Consider the following 19,858-nt stretch of genomic DNA (forward strand, 5'->3'; position numbering starts at 1 on the left):
AACCTGCGCTGAACTGGTCTTGCTCCATATGGTCTGGAGTCGTGTATGTGAAGACGACGAAGCGGGAGAACAAGTCCGGCACGGTCCGGTACCTGCACCTGGCTCACAACGAGTGGGATCCGGTGAAGGGCCGGGCGGTCCCGAAGGTGCTGTTCACGTTCGGCCGTGAGGACGACCTCGACCGGGACGCGGTGAAGCGCCTGGTCGCGTCTCTGTCGCGGCTGCTGGAACCGGGCGAGGCACTGGCGTCGACCGCGGCGGGTGACCTGGAGTTCGTCTCCTCGGTCCCGTTCGGCGGCACCTACGTCCTCGATCATCTGTGGCGTCGACTGAAGATCGACAGGATCGTCGGGCAGGTCGGGCAGCCCAAGCGGGGCCGGCGCCGGGACATGTCGGTGACCGAGCGGGTGCTGTTCTCCATGGTCGCGAACCGGGCCCTGGCCCCGTCGTCGAAGCTGGCCGCCGCGGACTGGGTCACGCACGACGTGCATGTCGACGGCCTGCCGGCCACCGACGACGACGCCTGCTACCGGGCGATGGACTGGCTCCACGAAGTCCAGGACGACCTGGAGAAACGGGTGTTCGACGAGGTCGCGAACCTTCTCAACCTCGAGGTCGACCTGCTGTTCTTCGACACCACCAGCACCTACTTCGAACTGGAGGAGGCCGACGAGCCCGTCGCCCGCGACGACAAGGGCCGCCTCCTGCCCGCCGCAGACGACACTCCCGCCGACGCCGACGACAGCGGTGACGCCCCGGACCAGGCCGGGTTCAGGACCTTCGGCAAGTCCAAGGACTCCCGCGACGACCTGCCGCAGATCGTGATCGGGATGGCCGTCACCAGGGACGGCATCCCGGTCCGCGTCTGGTCCTGGCCCGGCAACACCGGTGACAGCAAGCTGATCCGGCAGGTCAAGGACGACATGCGCGACTGGACCCTCAGCAAGATCGTGTGGGTCACCGACCGGGGATTCTCCAGCGAACGCAACCGCCGCTACCTCCGCCAGGGCGACAACGCCTACATCGTCGGCGAGAAACTCCGCTCAGGCAGCCCGGAGGTGAAGGCCGCCCTGTCCCGGCAGGGCCGCTACGGCGAGATCGCCCAGAACATGCGGGTCAAGGATGTGCGGATCTCCGACACCGAACGGTTCGTGATCTGCCACAACCCCGAAGCCGCCACCCGTGACCAGCACATACGCGAACAGCTCGTCGCCCAGCTCACCACCCTCATCGACGGCACCGACAAGCTCAGCGAGTTCAAGCGCGGCGAACTCCGCGGGAGGATCGCCGACAAGCCCGGCCTCAACCGCTACCTCCGCACGAGCCCGGCCGGCAAGCTCCGCATCGACACCGCGAAGATCAAGGCCGAGGAGAACCTCGACGGCAAGTACCTGCTGCGATGCTCCGACCCGCACCTGTCCGCCGAGGACATCGCCCTCGGCTACAAGCAGCTCCTCGAAGTCGAGCGGGGCTGGCGGGACATGAAGCAGATCATCGACCTGCGGCCCGTCTATCACCGACTCGAGAAACGCATACGCGTGCATGTCATCCTCTGCTGGCTCGCCCTGCTGCTGATCCGCATCACCGAGATCACCACCGGCGCGACCTGGCCGACCGTCCGCCGCGAACTCGACCGGCTCCACCTCGGCACGTTCACCGGCCCCACCGGCCTGTTCCAGCAGGTCACCACTCTCACCAAGCCCCAGACCGATCTCCTGGCCAAGCTCGCCATCCCCACACCGAAGCAGATCATCGCCCTCGAACCCACACCTCGCTGACCAGCACGAACACCAGCGCCTAGAGAAACGCCTCTCAGGCGCCCTCACCCATGTCCGCGCAGCTCAGACCCCAGATTCGTGACTCTATGCCGCTGAATTACGCGGAACGTAGGACCTGCTGCTTCCCGGAATCGGGAAGTCGGTGAACGCCGCGTGGGCCTTCGTGTTCGGGGCACCCGACCCGTCCCTGCGGATGCCGCAGCCGCACATGGCCGTGCCCGCACTGGCCGATGCCGCCCACTCCGACCCGCTCCAGGCCGCCCTGGACGCGGTGTACGCGGGCGTGGTCACCTACGGCGAGGACTACCCGGCACTTTTGGAAGAGGTCTGGTCCGTGTGCCGCAGCCATCGATAGACACGGAGGCTCATCTGCGGTCAGCCCGCCCGGCGGGGGAGCGGTCTGCCCGCCGTAGGGCCGTCGCGCGGGCACATCTTCATGCCACCGGATGACGCCACCGTGAAATGGTGGCTATTCTGCATTCATGTCTGTCACCACAATGACGCTGCGCATCCCCGATGAACTCGCCCCCTCGATCAAGGCGGCGGCTTCGGGCGCCAACATGAGTGTGAACGCGTGGATAGTCCGTGCCGCCCGCCGCGCCGCGACCCTCGATGCCGCGCACCAGCTCGCCGGCCTCGGCCTCGGAGACGATCTCGCGGGCGAGGGAGACACTCTGTGAAGCGTGGCGAGGTCTGGGTCCTCCCCGACGAGCGCAACGTCCTGATCGTCTCCCTGACCGGCCTGGAAGAGGCCTACGGCGCGGTCGTCGTGATCGTGCTGCACCCCTCCGGGAGATTCCCCGACACCGCTATGTCCGTCGTGATCGGCGACCCGGTCCCGTGCACCGCCGTCGCGGTCAACATGCAGCAGCTGCGGGCCACCCGATTCGACGGCGCCAAGCTTCTCGGCGAGGTCGCCCCCGAGGCGATGGCCCGCGTCGACCAGGCACTGCGCGCCGTCCTCGACCTCTAGCCTGCGTATTTCACGTGCCGCAGTGCCCGGATCTCGCGCTACTGAAATCCTCGCTACGCTCCGACATCTGGCCGCAGGACCGCTACGACGCGCGCGCGAAGGACCCGCTGACCGGCATAGCGTTCAGCAGCGTCACGGAACTGGCCGACACGGACAGCACCAACGCACTGTCGGCTGCGGGGCACGGCTGGTTCTCCGAGCGCTGCTCCACCGCGTACTCCTGCCACGCCCGCGCGGCTGTGTGCCGACCGGTGACGCGGCAGCGGCGCCTGGTGGAGCCGCCCCTGCTCTGGGCGAGGTGGTGACGGAGTTCCCACAGCTGTCGCACGCCTGTTCACTACCGGCGGCAACCCGGTAGGAGGGCCGTACCCGGTCGGGTGAAGGCACGGCGCTGGGTGAACTCGTTGCCGGTGCTGGTCGTCGTGCTGGGTATGGAGCCGATTCAGGATGTACATGTGGCGCGGCCGGGCCTGGTGGTCGTGGACATCGCGGCCGCCGACGACGCGACCGCGCTCGCTGTCCAGGCCGTACTCGCCGGCCGCTGGGCGACCGCCACCGCAAAGCGTACGACCCGGATCCCGGGCAGCCCGGCGTACGGCTGCGCCTGTACGCCGACCTGGAACAAGAGGTCGCCGACGGCGGCGCGGAAACCGGGCAGAGCGGGGCGGCGGCAGGCCCCCGTCTCCGGGGGTGAGGCGGTCGGCGGCCCGGCGGTGCCGTCGCGGTGCCGCCGGGCGTGGCCGCTCGTAGCCTGGAGGTCTCGGGGTTGTCGCGGAGGTGTGCTGTGCCCCGAACCGTGTGGTCAGGTGCGATCAATTTCGGGCTGGTGACTTCTCTGAACTTTGGGGCCGTTCCGTCCCGAAGCCTCTGATCTGCAGCTCTATGAAACTGAATCGGGGAAGCCGGAGAAATCACAGCAACATGCTCAGCCGCTCCGCCTGCCGCCTCAGTACTGTGACTTCGCATGACCGACACCGAGATCGAGATCACCGCAGACCTGGTTCGCGACCTGCTACAGGAGCAACATCCAGACCTTGCGGGGCTGGCCATCCGCGAGGTGGCGGGCGGCTGGGGCAATCAAATGTGGCGTCTCGGGGACGAGTTGGCCGTGCGCATGCAGCGCATGGACCCCACCCCAGAGCTCCAACTCAAGGAGCGGCGGTGGCTACCCGTGCTGGCTCCGCGCCTGCCGCTCCCGGTGCCGACTCCGGTGCGGTTCGGTGAACCGTCCGAGCGCTTCCCCAAGCACTGGACCGTGATGACGTGGGTTCCCGGCGAGCCGCTGGACCACGGCTCGATCAGCCGCGGCGCCCACGCGGCCGACACGCTGGCGGGCTTCCTTCGGGCGCTCCACGTGGAGGCGCCCGCCGAGGCGCCGATCAGCTCGGACTTCGGCGCTCATCCCAAGAAGTGCACGGACGGTTTCGACTACTTCTTTGAAGCCGTTGTCCCCGGCGACATTGCCGACGAGGTCCGGGCCGTCTGGGACGATGCCGTTGCGGCCCCCCCAATGGGAGGGCCCGCCGGTATGGGTGCACGGTGACCTGCATCCCGCGAACGTCGTCGTCTCGGACGGAACGCTCTCGGGCATCGTCGACTTCGGTGCCATGTGCGTCGGCGACCCGGCCTGGGACCTCGCCGCCGCATGGGTGCTGCTACCCGCAGGGACGGCCTCACGGTTCTTCGACATGTACGCGCATGCGGACGAGGCGGCGATCCGGCGCGCCCGCGGGCTGGCCGTGATGAAGAGCCTCTTCCTGATGTTCATGGGGCAGAACGGAGATCGGGGTCTTCCCGGCGGCAAGCCGAACTGGGGACCAGTAGGCCGGGCGGCACTTGATCGTGTTCTGAAGGGCGTTTGATGCGCGCTTCTTCGAACTTGTTCTCGATCTTGGTTGAGGGCCGTGCGGCAGTCCACCTTCGTGGGTTCATCGACGACCACGCGTAGTAGGGATGCCAAGGTCCACGGCCGTATGCTGCCCGTGGCCTCGATCGCGCTGACGGAGCTTCTCCTCAGCGCCAGCCAGGCTGACCTGGAGAACTTCGACCTCGCCGAGCCAGCCTTCCGTCTCGGCTTCGGCGATTCGCGCGATCAAGTTGTCGCGGATCTCGCCAAGCCGCGCCCGTTGGGCCGGGTCAGGCCGGAGGAGCGAGCATCTGACGCAAGCTTATCCGAACTACCCAGTTCACGGACCGATGGGGACGATCGCAGTTGAGTTGCTAGAAGTAGTGGGCAACAATCTCGGCGTCGGGGAGTATCCGGGTGTGTCGTACCGCCAACTCCTGTCTGGCCGCCCAGGAGCGGGGACGGGCGAGAATGCAGCACATGGATGACGCGTTCACACACCTCCGACAGGCCGCCGACCTGCTGCCTGAGGAAGCAGCGGCAGAGAACGGCCAGACGGTCGGGGATGTTCGCGAGGATATTCGGCGCCAGGAGTGGGAGATGGTGCTCGGCGTTCTCATCGAGATCGGGGATGTCCACCCCGTGTCCGTGGACTTCTGGGAGCTCCTCGCCGAGGCCGCTCGGCAGATGATGCTCGACCGCAGCCGTCGTTGGTGCGACTGGCGGGGCTGGGAAGTCCGGCACGGCACTGTGCGAGCGACCCTGAGCCTGGTGGGTGCGGAGGAGGGCCAACGCCGGACTGCCATTTCCGGAGACGGACGGCTCCGGCCGATGTGGAACATCGGCAACTGCACCGCCGGCGGTGAGCGAGCGCTGAACATCGCCAGGCTCTGGGTGGAGTATGCGCAAAAACTCGGTCCGGGCGAGACCGCCAACGTTCGGCTGGCTCCCTTGAGCCCCGAGCAGTGGAGGCATCTGAAATGCGGTGATGTGATCACCATGCATGAAGCCCGACCTGTTGCCGGAACGGCCACCGTGATCGAGGTCCTGCCGCCGCGCACGTGAACCCAGGCCATCGTCCCAGGTGCGCCACCAGTGGCAGACGGCCGTCAGTCGCCGCCCGGGCTCGGGGCGCCAGCCGACCCGCGCTGTGGCGCGTCATGGATACCACGTCCCAACTCAGCCGGCCTCGAGGGCGTCTGCCCGCCTCGTCAGGTCCGCTGCGACGAGATCCCAGTCCGGTCCGTGCAGCCACAAGTTCTCGGCAGCCTCGCGCATCAACGCTGGCTCATCAGGTCGCTGCAGGAGCACCAACCGATATGACAGGTTGCGAACCCAGACCGGCAGACGACCATCGACCAGGTGCGGACTGAGCTCACGGAGCATGGCGAGGATCGAATCCGCGTCAGCAAAAGTCAGTTCCTCGACGAAGTAGTGCTCCTGGTGGTCGAGGTCGCACGCAGGCGTCGGTCGGAACTCGTCTCCGTAGAGACACCGGGCGTGCTCCGTCAAGGTGCTGTGCATGTCCTAGAGCCTATGACGCCTTGATCCGCTGGAACGAAGCTACTGAGGTTGAACTCGTGGAGTCGTAGGGGCTGACGACTCGTTGCCCGTGCGGTATCACCGAAGGCATGCGGTATCCACAAGGGGGCGGGCTGACCGCCGAACGGCAGCAGTTCCGCGAGGAGTTACGGCTGAAGGCGGCCGAGAGGTTCGCCCAGGGTGAGGCGAGCTCGGTGATCGCGAAGGACCTGCGGGTCAGTGTCCGGTCGGTACAGCGGTGGCGTCAGATGTGGGACGAGGGCGGTCCGCGGGCTCTGCGGTCGCAGGGGCCGGCGTCGCTTCCGAGGCTGAGCCAGAAGCAGTTCACACAGTTGGAGGCGGAGCTGGCCAAGGGGCCGGCCGCGCATGGCTGGGAAGACCAGCGTTGGACGCTGGCGCGGGTCAAGACGGTGATCGGCCGGCGCTTCCACCTGTCCTACACGCTTCAGGGTGTGCGCAAGCTCCTGGTGCGTAATGGGTGGTCCTGCCAGGTCCCGGCCCGACGGGCCATGGAACGGGACGACGACGCGGTCGCGGGGTGGGTCAAGGAGGTGTGGCCGTGCGCGGAAGACTCGCGGCGGCCCGTGGAGCCTGGATCGTCTTGAGCGTGGGAGCCCCGGCCACTCGCAGAGGGGGGACGGACTGAGGGGCCGTCAAGGCTTTGGATTGGCTTGCGATAAGGCAAGACTAACAGCTTTCAGCCACGTTAGAGGGAATCTCGTGGTTCTGTGTGCTTCATTTTTGGGAGCGGGATAGACTCTGGACTCAGAGCACACCACCCCGGACCGCTCCGGAGGGTTATCGAGATCCATCCCACGGCCTTGCCGGTGCTCCGGTGAGGGATAGCAACGAGCCGATCGCGTCAGTCCAACCGTAGCCCTTGTGGCTCCTCTACGCGCAGGTTTCCCGTTTCCCGCCGCTCGAATCGACCGGGCGGCACCCCAGGAGAAGGCAGGCGAATATGTCGAGCACAGGCCGCGCTGACCAGCGAGAGGCAGCCCAGCGAGAAGCCATTGATGCGGTCCTGCGTGCCCTCGAACTGCCTGCAAGATCGCTTGTGCCGGAGCGGGGTCTGCGGACACAGGTGATCATGGCGACCGGGTCCGGGAAGACCCGGGTGGCGGTCCGCAGCGCGGAGGAGCTCCACGCGGGCCGTGTGCTGGTGCTCGTGCCCTCGCTGGACCTGCTCGCCCAGACCGAGGCCGCGTGGCGTGAGGGGGGCCGCCGGGGGCCGATGATCGGGGTGTCCTCGCTGCGGGGCGAGGAGGTGTCCTTCCCCAACACCACGGACGTGGACGAGCTGGTGGAGTGGACGCGGGGCCTGGACAAGGTGACGGTGTACGCCACGTACGCCAGTCTCGGTCTGGGCACGCTGGAGCGGGCGCACGCTGCGGGTTTGTCGGCTTGGGACCTGATCGTCGTGGACGAGGCTCACCGGGTTTCCGGCCGGATCGGGAAGCCGTGGGCGGTCGTCCACGACAACCAGAAGATCCCGTCCCTGCGCCGGTTGTACATGACGGCCACGCCCCGGCTGTGGCAGCTCGGGGACGAGGACGAGGCCGGCGCACCGGGCGAGCTGGTCGCGAGCATGGAAGACGATCCCGAGGGCCCCTTCGGCAGCAGGGCGTTCACTTTGACGCTCTCGGAGGCCATCGACAGGGGAATCTGTGCCCCCTACCAGGTCGTATGCGTGGACGTCACCGACACCGCGCTCCAGGCCGCGCAGCTCCTGGGCGCGGAAGGCCGGTCGGCAGAGGTCCGTGGGGCACGGCTCGCTGCCCTGCAGACCGCCCTGGTGAAGGCGTCGGCCGAGGAGGGCTTCCGCCGCACGCTGGTCTTCCACCACCAGGTCCGCGAGGCCGAAGCGTTCGCGGCCGGCCTTCCCGACGTCGCCGCGCAGCTGCACGCATCCGACCCCGAGCTGTACCCGGCCACGATCTGGGCGGACTGGCTGTGCGGGGATCACAAGCCGCTGCATCGGCGGCGTCTGCTGGGCGAGTTCGCTGCCGGGATCGCCACGGACGGCACGGTCGTGGAGAAGTGCTTCCTGTGCTCGGTGAAGGTCTTGAGCGAGGGGGTCGACACCAAAAAATGTGACTCCGTGTACTGGGCGGATGTGCGGGGCTCCATGCCGGACCTGGTCCAGGCGGTGGGCCGGGCGCTGCGGATGCAGCCGGGCGAGGGCAAGGTGGCAAGCCTGGTGGTGCCGGTTCTGCTCGGGCCCGGGGAGACGGCGGACAACATGCTCACCTCCCGGGCGTTCGGCGGGCTGGCCAAGCTGTTGGAGGCGCTGCGGGCGCACGACGCGCGGATCGTGGAAAGCCTCGCGGAGCAGCAGGCCCCGAGCCGCTACAAGCCCGTCAGCAAGGACGAGAGCGGGAAGAGCTCGGGCGGGAGCGGCGAGGGCTCCGGGGGCGTCAGCGGCCCCGCCAAGGCCCTGCTGAAGTTCTCCACGCCCCGCGACCCGGCCGCCCTCGCCGCGTTCATCAACCTGCGCGTCCTCAACCCCGAGCACGAGCACTGGCGGCGCGGTGTGGAGGCGGCCGTCATCTACGCCCGCGTGCATGGCGACTTGAAGGTGCCATTCACGTTCCGCGTCCCGGCCGGGGATGAGGCCGCCACCGAAGGCGAGGGGTGGCCGGCCTCGCTCGCCGGGTTCCCGCTGGGGCAGTGGACCGCCGACGCCCGCCGCTTCTACGCCCGCGGGGACATGGACGCGGACCGCGTCGCCCAGCTGGAGAAGCTCGGCATGATCTGGAGCCACTTCGACGTCGCGTGGGAGGAGGGCCTGTCCGCCGCGCGCGGGTGGGCCGCCGAACACGGGCACCTCCTGGCCCCGCTGGACGCCACCTACCAGGGGTACCGGGTGGGCATCTTTTTGAAAAACGCGCGTGCCGCCGCCCGCAAGGCTGCCGAGATCGAGCAGCGGCGTGCCGAGGGACTGCCCGTGGAGTCGTCGGCCGGGGCGCTGTCGGACGAGCGGCGCGAGCAACTGGAGGAGATCGACGCGTCCTGGTGCCCGAGCTGGCCAGTGACCTGGCAGCGGTGCTTCCACCTCGTGCGGATGCACCTGGACGCCGGTAAGGCGCTGCCCACCACGGCGGGCGAAGTCCTGCGCCAGGGCGAAGACCTCGGGCGGTGGGTGAAGTCAGTGCGGCTGGGGTGGGACCAGCTCACGACCGTGCAGCAGTGGCTGTGCGAGCAGGTCCTCGGGGTCCAGCCCGCCACCGAGGACGAGAAGCCGCCCCCGCGCCGCACACAGGCCGACAAGTGGGCGATGAACTACGAGGCCGCCAAGCAGTTCTACGAGCGCGAGGGACACCTTCAGGTCCCGAGGAAGCACATCGAGCGGACCGTCGGCGAGGACCAGGAGGAACGGGAGCACCGGCTTGGTGCATGGGTCGGGAATCAGCGGAGCAGGGCCGCCACGCTGACGCCGGAACGGATGGAACAGCTGTCCGCCATCGGCATGCGCTGGACATAGGCGGCAGGCACTAGAGACCTGAAGGAAGGAGCCCGGCCGAGAGTCGGCCGGGGGCTCCCTTGTGGAGTGACTTCAGCCAGACCAGCCAGGGAGAGAGCTTGGAGAGGAAGAGGCGTCGTTGGCGTGTCTTCGAGCTGCTGTGTGTTCTTGAGGCAAACGCCGGCCTCTGTACGTACTGCACTCGGCGATCGCAGGTGGTGGACCACGTCATACCGTTCGCACAGGGCTGTCAACGGCCATTTCGTTCTCCCCGTAGGCGGCCAGGAGTTCGCCCCGCTGGCGGCCATCGAGATGTCCCCGGTGGCGGCCAGATAATTCCCCGTCCTCGGGTCGGTCGGGTCAGCTGAAGGACTTCACTCCCTGTCCGCTGGTGGCCTGGGTGAGCCGGTAGCTGTCACCCTGGGTGACGACGATGTGAGCGTGGTGCATGAGCCGGTCGACCGTCGCCGTGGCCAGGGTCTTGGGCATGATCTCGTCGAATCCGGAGGGGTGGAGGTTGCTGCTGACGGCGACCGAGCGTCGTTCGTAGGCGGCATCGACCAGGCGGTAGAAGCCTTCGGCGGCGTCCGGCGAGACCGGCAGGAGGCCGATGTCGTCGACGATGATCAGATCCGAGCGGATGATCTTCGCGAGGGCTCGGGCGATGGAGTCGTCCGCGCGGTGCCGGCGGACCAGGACTCCGAGGTCCTCGATGGTGAACCAGGAGACGGTCAGCCCGGCCTCGACCGCGGTCTGGCCAAGTGCCTCGGTGAAGTGGCTTTTGCCCGTGCCGGAGGGCCCGCAGATGCAGAAGTTCTCCCGCCGGCCGATCCATTCCAGGGACTTGAGGGCGTCCTGGGTGGGGCGGGGAATGGCGGACTTGGTCTCGTCCCAGTCGCCGAAGGTCTTGCCGGTGGGGAAACCGGCCCGCTTGCGGCGGGTGTGGAGGTTGGCCCGGTCGCGGCCGGCGGCTTCCTCGGCCAGCAGGACGCGGACGACCTCGGCAGGGTCCCAGCGTTGTGCCTTGGCGGTGGGGATCAGGTCGGCCAACACCCGCCGCAGGTGCGGGAGTTTGAGCCGCCTGGTCAGCTCGATGGCCTCGGCGAGCGGGTCGCCGTTGGTGCCGGGAACGGTGCGAAGTGGGGTGGCCATCAGGCGAGATCGCTTTCGTCGTGCTCGGAGACGTCCGAGGTCGTGGTGGGCAGGCCGAAGGAGGACCAGGCGGAGGTGCCGGGCTGCAGGGAGTGTTCCTCGCTGCGGCGGACAGGCTCGGTGTGCTCGCGGGTGGCCTGGTAGTCGACGATGGACAGCAAGTCCTTGTCCGCGAAGCGTGCGGTGACCGCGGCGGTGCCCAGGGCCCGGTCGACCTCGGCCACCGAGTAGAGCTTGGACAGGGCGACGGCCTCAGCCATCTTCGCCTTGACGCGTCGGACCCCGGCCGCCCCTGCTTCGACCAGCCAGGACGCTGCCCCGGGACCGAGCTGGAGGAAGGCGGCTTCTTCTGCCGAAGTGGGCTTCGGGGTGCGGTCGTTGTCCTTGTTCTCCCGCGGTGGGTAGTGGGCGTCGTCCAGGACCGGAGTGCCCGGCTGGCCGCGTCGGTGGCGGGCGGCCTCGCGGGCCGAGCCGTCCTCACCGACCGCGGTGACGATCAGCTCGTCGCCGTGGAAGCGGGCCCAGACCCGGTTGTCGATCAGCTGGTGCGGAACGGAGTAACGGACCCCTTCGACCGAGATCGTGGACTCCCAGTTCACCCGCCGGGTGGTGCCGAACGCGGCGGTGAACGGCCTCCTCGGCAGCGGGTGCAGCCGCTGTCGTTCCTCGGCGAGCCGTTCGGCGGGCTTGCGCCGAGTCGCCCGGTGGGTGCGGGAGTTGACCTCGTCGCAGAACGCCCGGCAGGCCGCCTCCAGCTCGCCGAAGGTCTTGTAGTGCTCGCGCAGGTTGACGTCCTTCGGCACCAGGTCGGCCTTCGCGATCCGGACCGTCGCCTCGGAACCGCCCTTCGTCTCCGGGTCCGCGGGCAGACACGTGCGTATGGTCGTGCCGTAGTGCCGGGCGACCTCGACGATCTCCGGGTTGCGGACCGCGATCCCGGCGACGTGATCGGTGGTGACCGTCTTCTCGTTGTCCGTCAGGACGTAGGCCGGCACCCCGCCGATCCGGCGGAACGTCGCGTCCAGACACGAGGTGACCGTCGGCAGCGTCTTGTCCCAGATCGGGATCACGATCCGGAACCGGGACCAGGCCAGCCAGGCGCACCACAAGATGGTCTTGCGGCCGGCGATGGTCGGCCCGTCGCCGAAGTCGTACTGGATCCACAGCCCCGGCTCGGTCACCCACGGCCGATAGACACGGCGCCGACCGGCCCTGAACTGGGCTTTCGCCTCGGCGACGGTGCGGCGGGTGGTGCGTTCCCCGCCGGTGAAGCCCATCGCGACGATCCTCTTGTGCACCACGTCCGCGCGGATCTTGCCCTGCGAACGGACCACCAGTTCCTCGATCTTCGGCAGATAGTCGTCGATCGCGCGGGCCCGGTGACGGCGCTGGTCGGGGTGCTGGCCGGCCGCCCGCATCTTCACATAGCGGGCCACCGTGTGGTGGTCGACGCCGGTCAGCTCGGCCGCGGCGCGGTAACTGCCTGTGAGGTCGTACGCCTCAAGGATCTCCATGATCTCCCTGCTGTTCTTCACCCGCCCGAGCCTCGCCGAGCGGGATGCGTCCAATGCGAGCGGGGAGATATCTGGCCGTACGTGGGGAATCCCGTGGCCATCAGTGGGGCGGTAAGTGGCCGCCTATGGGGAGCTTGTCATGGCCGCCGTCATCTGCCGCAGCGGAGCGTCAACTCGATGCAGATCAGCTCGTTCGAGGCACCCGGGAAGCCCTAAAACACCTTGAACACTTGGGGCCTAGCGAAGTTGCTGACCTCAAGCGGGCAACCGATCTGCTCGTGCCGACGCAAGGTGAGACTCCTGAGGGTGATCTGAGGGTGATGACGCGGGCAGCCCTTGCCGTCATCGGTGCCTTCCTCCTACTTGGAGCCGCAGTGCCCATGGCTGTGCTCGGCGGTCCAGCTGGGCTCGCAGGGGCTGCTGGCGTAGGAATCATCGCTGGCGTACTCCTGGAGAAGGGGCTGACCGTCGTTCTGGGCTTCTAGCGCTTGTCATGGCCAGGAGAGGGTGCGGCCGAACCTGCGACGGCCCCGCCCTACAGCACGCTGTGCAGGCTGCTTCCTGGTTCCTCGACGACGATGATTCCCATGGCTCCACGGTGCGGCCACGACCTGCCGGCCGCACCCCGGAGGTATCCGCCCTACAGCACCTTGACCAGGGCGTTCTCCTCCCAGCCGTCGCCCTCTTCGAAATACCCCTCCATTGCCGCGGAGTTCTCGACCCATCCGCCTTGCTTGGCGATGACCTTGCGGTCGTTGCCGGCGCGTTTGGAGCTGGTGGCCAGTCCGCGGCGCGGGGAGTGCCCGGTGGGCCGGAAGTCCAGCTCGGCCCACTTGCCCAGCCGGGTGATGACGTCGCCGATGGTCTCGGGGTCGAGTCCGCCGTCCATGACGGTGTGCCAGCGGTTGTGCAGCGGCTTGTAGGCGAAGTCATCCGGGTCGGTCAGGTTGGCCTCCGCCTTCCAGGCCCGCCACGCGCGCACCGGGCAGCTGCTCGGCCGGGAGCCGAACGGCACCTTCACCTTCCTCGGCTTGATCTTCGACACGCGCACGTCGACCTCCATGCCGTGCTCGGTGACGACGAAGTCGCGTACCCGCAGGAAGGCGACCTCGTGCTCGCGCCCGGCGATGGCGAAGCAGGTCAGCCCGATGGAGCGGTCGCGGATGCCCAGGCGGTTGTCCGGCACGGCGACCACGGTGGCGCGCAGGTGCTCGGCGAGCAGCGCGGGCGCCGGTCCCCGACCCCGGGTCTCCTTGGTCTTCTGCATCTCCTTCACCTTGGCCTTGAGCACCCGGCGGGCGCGGGCGGCCACGGTCTTGTCGAGGACCAGGCGGTGGTCGGTGCGGCCGGTGACGACGACGCCGGACAGGCGGCGGTCGATGGTCGAGGGCGCGGTGTAGGTGCCCTTCTTCCAACCGGGCTGCCACCACAGCCACTCGACGAACGCGGTCAGCGACCCGGGCGTGATGGCGGTGACGGGCAGTTCGAGCAGCGCGCAGAACTTATCCGGGAGCCATTGTCGACGGGTATCACCGAACACCGGAAAACCGCCGGAAGGTCGGAACGATCCGATTCTCTCCGGCGGTCCAGGCTCTAGCCGGGCGAGCTACCGCCGCTGCCGACGAAAAACCCGCTGTCCGGCTGGTTGGACCACTCGCTGGAACCAGCGCTTGAGCTGGAGGGGCGGCGATCGCCACCCGGCCGGGCGGGCTCAACGGGCTTGAGCAGCGCTTTCATTACTTCCCTCCATCGCGGGCCGCTGTTTCCCGTGGTCCACATCGCCAACCCCACCAACACGGTAAGCAGGATGCCGACTGTGTACGGCGCGACGACAACGACGTCGGCCCTCGCCAGGAAGGAATCCGCTCATGGCCGGTGCCCGGATCATGACACCCGAGCAAGCCCGGACCCGCTCAGCTGCTGCCCCTCAAGCTGGAGGCTCTGCGGCGCGCGGTTGACGCCGAACGCCAGCGCACCGCCGCGTAGTCCCCTCTTCTTATTGCTGCCTGACCAGGCCTTTTCGCCTGCGGCGGCCGTGGCACCCGAAGGGCTTGTATCAGCCGGGCGGGACCGCTGCAACCAGTCGTGCACCCTGGTGAGTCTTGTCGACTATGAGCCCACGTCTGCCCCGGCGCCAGGCCGAACGGCGCGGTCTACGTCTGTGGCCCGTAGGTATCGTCCTAGCTCTGGCTTTCACCACTGCGGTCCTGGTTGCAGCTGCCGTTTTCTACGCCGGATGGGACTTGCTTGGCGCACGCGAGTTGAAGCCCGAGCGACGCATCGACTCGAAAACGTTGTTCGACCTGGTCAAGCTCGCCTTTGGGGTGGTAGCCGGCGCGGGCGCCCTGGTCGCCCTGGTCGTGGCCTACCGTCGCCAGCGCGTGGACGAGGACGGCGCTCTGCGCGACGCCACCCGTCTGCACACCGAACGCTTCACCACCGCGGTCTCCCAGCTCGGTGACGAATCCGCCGCGGTACGCCTCGGTGGCGTACATGCCCTGGCCGGACTAGCCGACGACGCCCCCACCCGCGAACTGCGCCAAACATGCATCGACGTCCTGTGCGCGTACCTCCGACTGCCCTACACCGCCGAAGCCGATGCGGAAGCCCGCCACGCTTATCTGGCCCTGCGAGAAGTCCGGCACACCGTCATCCGGCTCATCCGCGACCACCTCCGACTGCCTGTCCGACATCACCACTCGTGGCAAGGTCACGACTTCGACTTCACGGGCGTCACATTCGACGGCGGGGATCTCTCGGAGGCAGTTTTCTCCGGCGGCACGGTCCACTTCATCGGGGCGACGTTCTCCAGCGGCACCGTCCACTTCAACGGAGCGGAGTTCTCCGGCGGTACGGTCCACTTCGGCGGGGCAGTTTTCTCCGGTGGCACGGTCCACTTCAGCGGAGCGGAGTTCTCCGGCGCTACGGCTTTCTTCGGCGGGGCCGAGTTCTCCGGCGGCACGGTCCACTTCATCGGGGCGACGTTCTCCAGCGGCACCGTCCACTTCGTCGAAGCGGAGTTCTCCAGCGGCACGGTCGACTTCGGCGGGGCCGAGTTCTCCGGCGGCACGGTCAGCTTCATCGGGGCGGTGTTCTCCGGCGGCACCGTCCACTGCCTCGGGGCGACGTTCTCCAGCGGCACGGTCGACTTCAGATTCGCGACGTTCTCCAGCGGCACGGTCGACTTTGGCAGGGCGAGGTTCTCTAACAACGGCACGGTCAGCTTCGGCCTGGCGACGTTCTCCGGCGCCGCGGTCGACTTCACCCGCGCGAGCGGCCCAGCGCCACACGGCCTAATTCCCGCAGCAGGATCTCCCATGCCTGATGGGCTCACCTTGGCAGCGGCCTGGCAACCTGATCACTAGCGAGGGTCGAAGAACTGCGCGAGCGTCCACGCCTTCGTCTGGACCGTGCTGTGCGCAAGCCGCTTGACCTTGCGCTGGTCCGCGAGGAACCGGTCCGCGTCCTCCGGGCCACTGGTCCACACCGGCCGGCCGAGGAACCGCACGAACTCGAAGATCGCCCGCCGGTCGTCAGCGATCGAACCGTCCGCCATTCCGGCGCCCACCCCGGCGAGCAGGAACTGGTCGACCAGCTCCTGCTCGAAGTCCTCGTACTCCTGTGCCGTCGCCAGTCGCCGCGGTGTCCCGATCGACCGGACGACCGCGAGCGTCACCGACGCCTCAGCTCACTGCGAACGACCATGCGTCATGGATAGCGGCAGACCGTCAGAAATCTCGACGGAACGTCGGACTCTCCATGCGATTGAGTGAACCCCCGCTCACCAGTACCGCAGGTCAGAAGATGATGGCCCATGCAGAAAGAACTCACGGGAGTCCCGACACGCAGCTACGAGAGGCTGGCGGCCGTCGGCTGCGGCCTGGACGAAGGGGAGCAGGGGGCGGTGGCAGGTGGTGCAGGTGCCGGTCCAGCAGTTCAGTAGGTCTTGGATGGTGTCGAGGCCCTGGTAGAGGGTGAGTCCGCTGTATCGGCTTTTGGGGCCTAGCGCTGTTCGGTGAGGAACGCGTGGGCGGCGGCCGGGTCCGTGACGGTGGTGCGGTGTCTGCGTCGCAGCCGCAGTCCGGCCAGGCCGACCTGGCGCATGAGGCGGGCGACGCGCTTGTGATTGATCCGCTCGCCATTCTCACGCAGTTCGGCAGTGATTCTCGGGACGCCGTAGGTGCCGTCCGAGCCTTGGTGGACTTTCCGTATCCGGGCGCCGAGCTGCGCGTCGGCTGCCTGGCGGGCCGCACTCGCGGCTGCGGTCCGGCGCCAGTAGTAGAAGCTTCGAGCCCCACTTCACCACGCTCCGCAACGTGGACAGGGAAATCCTCCGTTGGACCTGGTTCATCGAAGCCGAGTTCGGAACCGCGTCGGTACTCCTGAGGTTTACCGCAGAGATACACCGCTCGTTTGACGCCCGACCCCCGGGGCGCTGGCATCGTCAGGCCATCGCTTGACCCAGCACGGCACCGCCGATCGTCCTCAGCCCGGGGGCCCGCGGGACAAGCGCAGTTCACTGAGACACGGAATCAAGGAGGAGTAATGCACGCCACCCGGAAGATCGTTTCCATCCTGTCCTTGGGAGCCGCACTGGTTCTGGCGGTACCTATCACCGCAGATGCCGCCAATCCTGCCGCTGCCCGGACACATGCCCAGGCCAGCGTCGCGTGCCCGCAGGGCTTCGTGTGCATTTACCCGGACCGCGACTTTCGCGGGCAGCCGTACGTCAAGCGTGCCTCGGACGGCAGCGTCAGCCACCTCCCGGATTACATCCGCAGTAACGGCAGTTCCGTCATCAATAACTCCAGCAGGACCGCACGGGTCTATCAGAGCGACAACTACAGTGGCCGACGCGTGTGTGTGGGGCGCAATGGGGGTTCCATACAGGACCTGCGCTCTTACCAGCTCAACGACACCACGCACTCCCTGAGGAACAACGACACGGCCTGTGGTGGCTAGGGAGCTGCCACGATCCGGCACAGCACCGGCCATGCGACCCGGCCCATGCATCATCGACAATCTCGCCGGGTCTGCAGCAGCCCAGAATTTCGGGTTCAGCCGAAGCCGCAGACCCCCAATGCCCTTCCACTCACTCTGGAACAGGGAGGCTGAGCCGGTAGGGTGACGAGGCGACGTATGGCCCGCAACAACGGCTAAAGAGGCTCCGCCCCCGGCACCGGGGGCGGAGCCTCTGCGCGTTGGAATGGAATTCCGCTTTGCGAGGGTGAAGCGGCTCGGCCGCGGCGCCGCTGAACTGCTGACCATCGCCGAGGACCTGCGTCACCACGACATCCAGCTCGAACTCCTCACCGGCCCCCTCCAAGGGGTCTATGACCCGTCCGGGCACGGCGCCGCCCTGTTCGCGTTCTTCGCCGGCATGGCCGAGTCCGAGCGCGAGTACATCCGGGAGAAGTCCCTCGAAGGCCAGGCGTCCGCCCGGGGCTGATGGCGATATTTGAAAATCCCCACCCTGTGCTCAGCGGTGGGGCAAACCTGCTCGGTTGATCTCCCCACCCTTCGTGTGATCTCGGTCGGCGTGTCGGGATGGCCGGTTGGAGCGATGGCAAGCCTGCGTGGGCAACGAGTTCGGCCTCCTCGGAGGGCTGAGTGCTCACGTGGGAGGAAGACGTGGATGCGCACGCGCTGCGTCGCCAGGGTTGGACAATCTCGGCGATCGCCCGGCATCTGGGCCGTGACCGCAAGACGATCCGCGCCTACCTGAACGGCGAGCGCGTCCCGCAGCAGCGCCGGCAGGCCCCGGACGCGTTTGTGCCGTTTCTGGACTACTGCCGTCAACGCCTCGCCGACGATCCGCACTTGTGGGCCTCGACCCTGTTCGACGAGATCGTCGAGCTTGGCTACGCAGGCGCCTATTCGACCTTTACGCGAGCGCTTCGCCGCTACGAGGTCCGGCCGCACTGCGAGCCATGCCACGCCTCGCAGGGCCGGGACCGGGCCGTGATCGAGCACCCACCGGGCGAGGAGATCCAGTTCGACTGGATCGAGCTCCCTGATCCACCCGCCGCCTGCGGCGTCGGGGCGAACGCGCACCTGCTGGTCGGGGCGCTCGCGCATTCGGGCCGCTGGCGGGCGGTCCTGGCGGAGTCGGAGGACTTCCCGCACCTGGTCCAGGCCCTCGACGCCGTGCTGCGCAAGCTCGGCGGCACCGCGAGAAAGTGGCGGTTCGACCGGATGGCGACCGTCTGCTACCCCTCCAGCGGCCAGGTCACCCCGGCGTTCGCCGGCGTCGCGAAGTTCTACGGCGTCCAGGTGGCGATCTGCCCGCCGCGGCGGGGCAACCGCAAGGGAGTCGTGGAGAAGGCCAACCACTCGGCGGCACAACGGTGGTGGCGCACGGTCCCGGACGCGCTGACGGTCGAGCAGGCCCAGTCCGGCGTCGACAAACTCGCCGTCCGGATGGACGAACGCCGCCGCAGCGTCGACGGCGTCAAGGTGACCGTCGCCGAGCTCGCCGACGCCGAGCCGAGGCTCGTCCTGCCCGCGCTGCCGTTCCCGGCCGAGCTGGAGGTCGTCCGCACGGTCAGCCCGCAGGCCCTGGTCTCTTTCGAGGGCAACCTCTACTCGGTCCCACCCGGGATGCCGGGAGCCCAGGTGACCGTCCGGCACCGGCTCGGCGAGAACTACCTGCACATCGTCACCACAGGCCGGGCGGTCGTCGCCCGCCACGAGCTCGCCCCGCGCGGGGCCGGGCGGAAGGTCCGCGACAGCGGGCATGTGATCGCGCTGGAGCGGGCGGTCCTCGCGCAGGTCAGCGACCGGGCCCCATGCAAGACCAAGCCCCGCCGGCCGCTCTCGCCCGCGGCCCTCGCGGAGGCCGAGCGGCTGCGCGGGCAGGTGTCGGCGTACAAGTGATCGTGCGCCACCTCGTACGGATGAGAGTGCACCATTGTTGATGCGGTTCAGGGTGGGGGCCGCGAGTCTTCTGTCGTCTGTTCGGGGTCGGCGGAGGGCGGTTGACGGTGGTCTTGGATCCGCATCGTTGGCTGGAGTTGCGGCGGTTTCGGGGACTCTACGAGTCCGGTGCGATGAGCTTGCGGGAGATCTCGAAGGAGACCGGGCTCAATCGCCGCACGGTCGGTAAGTACCTGTCGTCCGAGGCTCCGGTCGCGCCGCCGCGCCGGACGGTGAACGGCAAGCCCCGCAGCCGGGTGGTGGACGAGGTCGCGCCGTTGATCGACGCGATGCTGCAGGCCGAGATCCTGCTCAAGGGTGCGGTGATCCACGAACGCCTGGTCGCGGAGTACGGGTTCGCCGGAAACTACCAGCGCGTGAAGATGTATCTGCAGGAGGCGAGGCCCCGGATCGCGGACGAGCTGGGTATCAGCCCGGGCGAACTGGCCGGTCTGCACCGCCGGTTCGAGGTGGTCCCAGGGGCTCAGGTCCAAGTCGACTGGGGTGGTGCGACACGAGGTCGCGTATATGAGTGAACTCGCAGATTGGAGGCCGGTTATGCCGGTTGCGTAGTTCTCGGTCAGTGTTCGAGACCGATCTCCGCTCTGACGTGCGTTCGCGGGTCCTGCCCGTCGAAGGTGCGAAGCTCAGGGAAGACGCCCAAGGGCCCCCGAT

General features: G+C 68.0%; 19 protein-coding genes and 3 pseudogenes. 16 read left to right on the forward strand and 6 right to left on the reverse strand.

Annotated elements, in window-relative coordinates; genetic code table 11:
- Nucleotides 1–41 precede the first annotated feature (41 nt).
- The 9 genes and pseudogenes from STRBO_RS0124200 (at nt 42) to STRBO_RS0124235 (ending at nt 5,662) form a co-directional block, all read left to right on the forward strand.
- Nucleotides 42–1,778, forward strand: a complete 1,737-nt coding sequence (locus STRBO_RS0124200) for an IS1634 family transposase (protein WP_028796823.1) — start codon at nt 42–44, stop codon at nt 1,776–1,778.
- A gap of 142 nt (nt 1,779–1,920) precedes the next feature.
- Nucleotides 1,921–2,133 carry a hypothetical protein gene (locus tag STRBO_RS0124205; RefSeq protein ID WP_005477571.1) on the forward strand — a complete coding sequence of 71 codons (213 nt, stop codon included), beginning with the start codon at nt 1,921–1,923 and terminating at the stop codon, nt 2,131–2,133.
- Between the two features lie 127 nt (nt 2,134–2,260).
- The gene (locus STRBO_RS0124210) at nt 2,261–2,458 is read left to right on the forward strand and encodes a toxin-antitoxin system HicB family antitoxin (protein ID WP_234360654.1); all 198 of its coding nucleotides are present in this window, start codon (nt 2,261–2,263) and stop codon (nt 2,456–2,458) included.
- Nucleotides 2,455–2,751, forward strand: a complete 297-nt coding sequence (locus STRBO_RS0124215) for a hypothetical protein (RefSeq protein ID WP_005477573.1) — start codon at nt 2,455–2,457, stop codon at nt 2,749–2,751. The genes STRBO_RS0124210 and STRBO_RS0124215 overlap by 4 nt, the downstream gene beginning before the upstream one ends.
- Before the next feature lie 14 nt (nt 2,752–2,765).
- Nucleotides 2,766–3,056, forward strand: coding sequence for a hypothetical protein (locus tag STRBO_RS0124220; RefSeq protein ID WP_020114927.1), 291 nt, complete (start codon nt 2,766–2,768; stop codon nt 3,054–3,056).
- Between the two features lie 126 nt (nt 3,057–3,182).
- Entirely contained in the window at nt 3,183–3,581 is a 399-nt protein-coding gene (locus STRBO_RS44920) for a DUF6207 family protein (protein WP_237547385.1), read from the forward strand.
- 134 nt (nt 3,582–3,715) lie between these two features.
- A pseudogene (locus STRBO_RS40460) lies at nt 3,716–4,613 on the forward strand (aminoglycoside phosphotransferase family protein).
- A 111-nt stretch (nt 4,614–4,724) separates the two neighbouring features.
- Entirely contained in the window at nt 4,725–4,967 is a 243-nt protein-coding gene (locus STRBO_RS0124230; RefSeq protein WP_005477580.1) for a hypothetical protein, read from the forward strand.
- A gap of 101 nt (nt 4,968–5,068) precedes the next feature.
- Nucleotides 5,069–5,662, forward strand: coding sequence for a hypothetical protein (locus STRBO_RS0124235; RefSeq protein ID WP_005477582.1), 594 nt, complete (start codon nt 5,069–5,071; stop codon nt 5,660–5,662).
- A gap of 114 nt (nt 5,663–5,776) precedes the next feature.
- On the opposite strand, the gene STRBO_RS0124240 is transcribed toward STRBO_RS0124235, so the two are convergent.
- Nucleotides 5,777–6,121: a hypothetical protein gene (locus STRBO_RS0124240; protein WP_005477584.1), complete on the reverse strand. Its 345-nt coding sequence runs from the start codon at nt 6,119–6,121 to the stop codon at nt 5,777–5,779.
- 107 nt (nt 6,122–6,228) lie between these two features.
- Here STRBO_RS0124240 and STRBO_RS0124245 point away from each other — a divergent pair.
- Nucleotides 6,229–6,737, forward strand: a pseudogene (locus STRBO_RS0124245) (transposase); the annotation flags it as partial.
- 363 nt (nt 6,738–7,100) lie between these two features.
- On the forward strand, nt 7,101–9,623 hold the full coding sequence (locus STRBO_RS0124250; protein ID WP_005476988.1) for a DEAD/DEAH box helicase: 2,523 nt from the start codon (nt 7,101–7,103) through the stop codon (nt 9,621–9,623).
- Between the two features lie 339 nt (nt 9,624–9,962).
- On the opposite strand, the gene istB is transcribed toward STRBO_RS0124250, so the two are convergent.
- The 3 genes from istB to STRBO_RS0124265 all read right to left on the reverse strand — a co-directional run bounded on the left by istB (nt 9,963) and on the right by STRBO_RS0124265 (nt 13,808).
- On the reverse strand, nt 9,963–10,754 hold the full coding sequence (gene istB, locus STRBO_RS0124255) for an IS21-like element helper ATPase IstB (protein WP_005476989.1): 792 nt from the start codon (nt 10,752–10,754) through the stop codon (nt 9,963–9,965).
- The gene (istA, locus tag STRBO_RS0124260) at nt 10,754–12,289 is read right to left on the reverse strand and encodes an IS21 family transposase (protein ID WP_005476990.1); all 1,536 of its coding nucleotides are present in this window, start codon (nt 12,287–12,289) and stop codon (nt 10,754–10,756) included. Before istA (STRBO_RS0124260) ends, istB begins: the two co-directional genes overlap by 1 nt.
- Nucleotides 12,290–12,908: 619 nt before the next feature.
- Nucleotides 12,909–13,808 carry a site-specific integrase gene (locus STRBO_RS0124265; RefSeq protein WP_005476993.1) on the reverse strand — a complete coding sequence of 300 codons (900 nt, stop codon included), beginning with the start codon at nt 13,806–13,808 and terminating at the stop codon, nt 12,909–12,911.
- Between the two features lie 703 nt (nt 13,809–14,511).
- Between STRBO_RS0124265 and STRBO_RS0124270 the strand changes: the two genes are divergently transcribed.
- Nucleotides 14,512–15,633, forward strand: coding sequence for a pentapeptide repeat-containing protein (locus tag STRBO_RS0124270; protein WP_020114930.1), 1,122 nt, complete (start codon nt 14,512–14,514; stop codon nt 15,631–15,633).
- Here the strand turns inward: STRBO_RS0124270 and STRBO_RS0124275 are convergent.
- Together STRBO_RS0124275 and STRBO_RS40465 are read right to left on the reverse strand one after the other, a co-directional pair.
- Nucleotides 15,630–15,944, reverse strand: a complete 315-nt coding sequence (locus tag STRBO_RS0124275; protein ID WP_005476996.1) for a hypothetical protein — start codon at nt 15,942–15,944, stop codon at nt 15,630–15,632. The genes STRBO_RS0124270 and STRBO_RS0124275 overlap by 4 nt on opposite strands.
- Before the next feature lie 398 nt (nt 15,945–16,342).
- A pseudogene (locus STRBO_RS40465) lies at nt 16,343–16,489 on the reverse strand (IS3 family transposase); the annotation flags it as partial.
- A gap of 324 nt (nt 16,490–16,813) precedes the next feature.
- Here STRBO_RS40465 and STRBO_RS0124285 point away from each other — a divergent pair.
- The 4 genes from STRBO_RS0124285 (at nt 16,814) to STRBO_RS0124300 (ending at nt 19,719) form a co-directional block, all read left to right on the forward strand.
- Nucleotides 16,814–17,230, forward strand: coding sequence for a peptidase inhibitor family I36 protein (locus STRBO_RS0124285; RefSeq protein ID WP_020114932.1), 417 nt, complete (start codon nt 16,814–16,816; stop codon nt 17,228–17,230).
- A gap of 265 nt (nt 17,231–17,495) precedes the next feature.
- Nucleotides 17,496–17,717, forward strand: coding sequence for a recombinase family protein (locus STRBO_RS0124290; RefSeq protein ID WP_005476998.1), 222 nt, complete (start codon nt 17,496–17,498; stop codon nt 17,715–17,717).
- 182 nt (nt 17,718–17,899) lie between these two features.
- Complete coding sequence (istA, locus tag STRBO_RS0124295; RefSeq protein ID WP_245170615.1) at nt 17,900–19,144, forward strand: IS21 family transposase; 1,245 nt, start codon at nt 17,900–17,902, stop codon at nt 19,142–19,144.
- Between the two features lie 101 nt (nt 19,145–19,245).
- Entirely contained in the window at nt 19,246–19,719 is a 474-nt protein-coding gene (locus STRBO_RS0124300; protein ID WP_425336024.1) for a hypothetical protein, read from the forward strand.
- Nucleotides 19,720–19,858 lie beyond the last annotated feature (139 nt).

The sequence above is a fragment of the Streptomyces bottropensis ATCC 25435 genome, assembly GCF_000383595.1.
In the GTDB taxonomy this organism is placed as follows: Bacteria; Actinomycetota; Actinomycetes; order Streptomycetales; family Streptomycetaceae; genus Streptomyces; species Streptomyces bottropensis.